Source organism: Pseudoalteromonas sp. S558 (assembly GCF_005886635.1).
In the GTDB taxonomy this organism is placed as follows: domain Bacteria; phylum Pseudomonadota; class Gammaproteobacteria; order Enterobacterales; family Alteromonadaceae; genus Pseudoalteromonas; species Pseudoalteromonas aliena.
This window is the reverse complement of record NZ_PNDU01000074.1, coordinates 1-3806: the sequence shown is the minus strand read 5'-3', so window position 1 is coordinate 3806 and position 3806 is coordinate 1. Positions and strand designations below refer to the sequence as shown.

The 3806-nt window shown below is 38.9% G+C and carries 2 protein-coding genes; both read left to right on the top strand.

From position 1 onward, the window contains the following. The first annotated feature begins 221 nt into the window (after nucleotides 1–221). Nucleotides 222–1292 carry a PepSY-associated TM helix domain-containing protein gene (locus tag CWB66_RS05765; protein WP_138584642.1) on the top strand — a complete coding sequence of 357 codons (1071 nt, stop codon included), beginning with the start codon at nucleotides 222–224 and terminating at the stop codon, nucleotides 1290–1292. A 73-nt stretch (nucleotides 1293–1365) separates the two neighbouring features. After that, nucleotides 1366–3501, top strand: coding sequence for a TonB-dependent receptor (locus tag CWB66_RS05760; RefSeq protein WP_138584641.1), 2136 nt, complete (start codon nucleotides 1366–1368; stop codon nucleotides 3499–3501). Nucleotides 3502–3806: the final 305 nt, after the last annotated feature.

Here is a 3806-nt window from a genome sequence, read left to right as displayed (position 1 = left end):
TACTTGCTATAGACCAGCTATTGACGCGTAAATTCGCCTTGTTTTCACTGAAAATCTCTGGCTAGAGAAAATAAATTTAAATAACATCATGATTCAATACGTTAGTAAATCTCTTAACCAGAGTTCAGGTTAATAAGCAAAACCAAATACATGACTATTAATTAAAAACAGCTCGTATTATCATTTACAATATTGCCATTAACTCATAATGAGATACTTTTTTGAAACTTTGGTTACGTAGAATTCACTTAAGCCTTGCCCTTATTAGCGGACTATTTTTATTCATAGTGAGCTTAACCGGTGCGGTTATGATTTACGCAAAAGACATACAGCACTTAATAGAGCCTGCAAAATGGCAAGTAACACCCCAAAAAAACTTAATGCCTTACGGTGAGCTTATAGAAAATGTACAAGCTCAAACTAAGCAAGAAATCACCTTTTTTATGCCTGAGCAAGCGCCAAACTCAGCATGGCAATTTAGGCTGACCAATAAATACTACGCCAGTGTTGATCCCTACTCAGGAAGTGTACTAAACGTCTATGGATCAACAGATACCATCTACAGGTTTGCTCAAGGCTTACATCGCTGGTTGTTATATGAAAACAGTCAGGGTGAAAAAACCTTTAGAAATTGGATGTCGGTGTGTGCTTTGCTACTTTTAGTCAACGCCTTACTCGGCTTTTACCTATGGGTTAAACCAAAAAACAGAATTAAACGGTTAGCAATAAAACCAAAAGCCAAATTTAGAGTGCTCATGTATCAATTACACACCGTGCTTGGCGTTTACTTTTTTATACCGCTTGTACTTATTGCCTTTACTGGCATGGCGTTTAATTGGAAAACACAAACTCAATCGGTCTTAGAATTTTTAACCTTTAACACCGTAGAGCAAAGACCGAAAGCACCAAAAATAATCGCACCTTTAAAAGCGGCTTTAAACTATAACGAAGCAATTAGAAATGCAGAGAACGTATTTCCAGACGGTAAAATATATAGAATTTACTTGCCTAAAAAAACCGACGATGCAATAGCGCTGAGAATGCAAAACCCTAGCGAAAGCCACGCTTACAGTTGGGTTTGGAGCAACCCATTTACTGGCAAAGTCTTAAACTCATTTGACGCAAGTAAAACCAACTTCACAACACAAGTATGGAACTTTAAATATAAATTTCATATTGGTGATTTTGCAGGCCCAATAGTGCAATTTATGTGGTTATTAATCGCCCTTTCACTCGCATTTTTTATTGTAAGTGGTGTCTATTTTTGGTTAAAGCGTCATAAATGGAAATAAATCTTATTAACACTTGCGCCATTAGTTGATAATAATTACCATTACGGAAATTATTATCAACTAAGATCCCTCAATGTTAAAAACTTCACTTTGCCTTCTTGCTGTTGCAATAAGTGCTAACACGTTCGCTGATGAAAGTAATAAAAATGAATACACTGGTGATCAGTTAGAGCACGTCATTGTGTCTGGTAGCCGTATAGCTGAAAGTATTGACGAAGTACCCGCTTCAATTACGGTTATTAATCAACAACAAATACAACAGCATTTAAAAGTAAGTTCAGAACTAGGTAGTTTACTAGCGCAAATGGTGCCAGGCCTTGCTCCCGATACCGGCAGCTCAAGCAATTCAGGACAAACACTACGCGGTCGTGCGCCTTTAATAATGATTGATGGCGTGCCGCAATCAACCCCTCTTCGTAATGGCTCTTTAGGCGTAAAAACGCTTGATGCAAGTGCTATAGCGCGCATTGAAGTAATAAAGGGTGCAACGTCTATTTATGGTAATGGGGCCTCAGGTGGCATTATTAATTACATAACGAAACAAGCGCGTAGTGATGGTAAACCGGAAGGTGAAATAAGTATTTCAAGTCGCTTTAGCGCTGTTAAATTAGCAGAAAGTGGCGGCGGTAGACTATCGGCGGCCGTAAACGGAAAGTTCGACAAACTCAGCTATCTGTTAAGTGCAAGCTATGAAGAAAACGGCGTACAACGCGATGCAAAGGGCGATATTTTAGGTTTACAATATGGTTTATCTGACTCCGAAACGCAAAACTATTTTACCAAGCTAACCTATGATTTTGATGACGAAAAACAGTTGCAATTTAGCTACAACTTTTATAGTTCACAACAAAAAACAGATTTAGGCGATGTTACCGGCGATGGCAATATAGGGGAAAAAACATACGCTATACACGTCCCTTTAGCACTGCAAAAACAAGGTAAACCGCAAGGACCAGAAGGTAATGAAAATATAACGCTAAAGTATGTTGATTATGCGTTATTTGATAACACACAAATGACTCTCGATCTCTATAAACAAAATATAGAAAACGTATTCTTTTTCTCAACCGCGTTAGCCAATCTTGATGAAGGTTATAGCGGTGGTCAGTCTGTCATTAAATCAGACAAACAAGGGGCAAGAGCTACTTTTAATAGCCAGTTTGATTTTGAAAACGTAGCAGCTACGCTGATCTATGGTATTGACGCGTTAAACGATAAAACGTCGCAACCTTTGGTTGATGGTCGTGTTTGGGTCCCAGAGATGGACATGGAAAGTGTTGCCGGTTTTTTACAAACAAAATGGGTAATAAACGACGACATTATTATAAAAGCAGGCGTAAGAAACGAAAGCATTGATTTGAGCGTAAGTGATTATCAAACATTAAAGCTATGCAGAACCGCGTCGCAGTGTTCGGTGCCGTTAAACGTACGTGGTGATACTATTAATTACGAGGCTACAACGTATAACGCAGGTATAAAATACAATCTAACTGACGCGTTTAGCCCATTTTTTAGTTACTCGCAGGGATCTGACATTTCAGATATAGGTCGTTTACTTCGCGCCGCGACCGTTAACGATATTGCACTTATTCAAACACAAGCCTCCATAATCGATAATTATGAAGTTGGTTTTACCTCACAGTTTGAAGATGTGCGCTTTGAATTTTCCCTTTACAGAAGTACCTCAGAGCTTGGTACGAGTAATGCGTTCAACGAAGTAACAGGGGTTTACGAACCCGTACGCGCACCTCAAGAAATATGGGGTTACGAAAGTTTAGTTAACTACACGATTACTGAAGATCTTAAATTGAGCGCCACTTACAGCTACGTTGAAGGCAAAAACAGCAAAGCTGATGAATATTTAGGCGCAAGACAAATTAGTCCACCTAAAGCGACGGCTAATTTAACATGGCAAACGAATGACAAACTATCACTTGCGATGAGCTTTTTATATGTAGGCGACAGAAAGCGCTTTGATAAAAATGCACAAGGCCAATACTCTGGCGATCAAGGCCCTGTTAGTAGCTACAACACATTTAACTTAAGTGGGCAATACAATGTTAACGCCCAATGGAGTGGTTATTTTGGGATAGAAAACCTGTTCAATAGCGATTACTACCCTGCTCGAGCACAAGCATACACCTACGGTGGGTACAATATTAAAGGGTTAGGCACAACTGCAACGTTGGGCGCTACATACCAATTTTAATGAATAAACACACATTATAGGCATGCCCTGCATGCCTATATACTTAACCTGAGCTCTGGTTAAGAGATTTACTGACGTATTGAATCATGGAGATATTTAAATTGATTTTCTCTAGGCAGAGATTTTCAGTGAAAACAAGGCGACTTTACGCGTCAATAGCGAGCCTGTTGCAAATAAATTCAACCCAGTTAACGCTGAAAATAGCTGCTCGAGATAGATTTATTATCCAGAGTTCAGGTTAAGTAACTAAAAGCCGAGTTAAACTCGGCTTTTAGTTACACTTCTTTACTAACTTAAAAATTAAC

Coding starts and splice junctions, on each gene's coding strand:
- CWB66_RS05760 (WP_138584641.1), top strand. CDS start 1,366: ATGTTAAAAACTTCACTTTGCCTTCTTGCTGTTGCAATAAGTGCTAAC.